Genomic DNA, 430 nt, shown 5'->3' with positions numbered 1-430 from the left:
CGTGCGGCACCCGGCAGGGCAGGTGCACCACGGCCGCCGTCTCCAGCGTCTGCGCGTCGAGCAGCACCAGATCGCTGCGGTCGGTGCCGCGGCGGTAGACGAATCCCATCACCACGCCGTCATCCTCGGCGGCATCGGCCGAGGCTGGGACGAAGACGAACTCGCCGGGCTCACCGTCGTCGTCGAAAGTCACCCGGCGGGTCTGCCCGGTGTGCAGGTCGTGGCGCAGCAGGGTGCGCGGGGTGGAGCTGTCCGCGGTCATCACGCTGCCGATGGTGTAGCCGTAGCGATGCGGCTTGCCGACACGGCGCTCGTCGACGCGGGGGAACTCCTGCGGGTCGTCGTCCAGGCGCGCCGAGGACACCCGGCCGGTGGCCAGGTCGACGGTCCAGCGGTCCAGCGCCGGGGGCTCGAACAGCCCGGCGCCGAC

The 430-nt window shown here is 73.0% G+C and carries 1 protein-coding gene; it reads right to left on the bottom strand.

Annotation, left to right across the window (positions count from 1 at the left end; genetic code table 11):
* Positions 1-430: carotenoid oxygenase family protein (locus H7I41_RS01880; protein ID WP_264010859.1), on the bottom strand; the 430-nt coding region annotated here is incomplete at both ends.

Source organism: [Mycobacterium] manitobense (assembly GCF_025821665.1).
GTDB classification, from domain to species: Bacteria; Actinomycetota; Actinomycetes; order Mycobacteriales; family Mycobacteriaceae; genus Mycobacterium; species Mycobacterium arseniciresistens.
The sequence above is the reverse complement of the archived record's forward strand: the minus strand, read 5'-3'. Positions and strand labels throughout refer to the sequence as shown.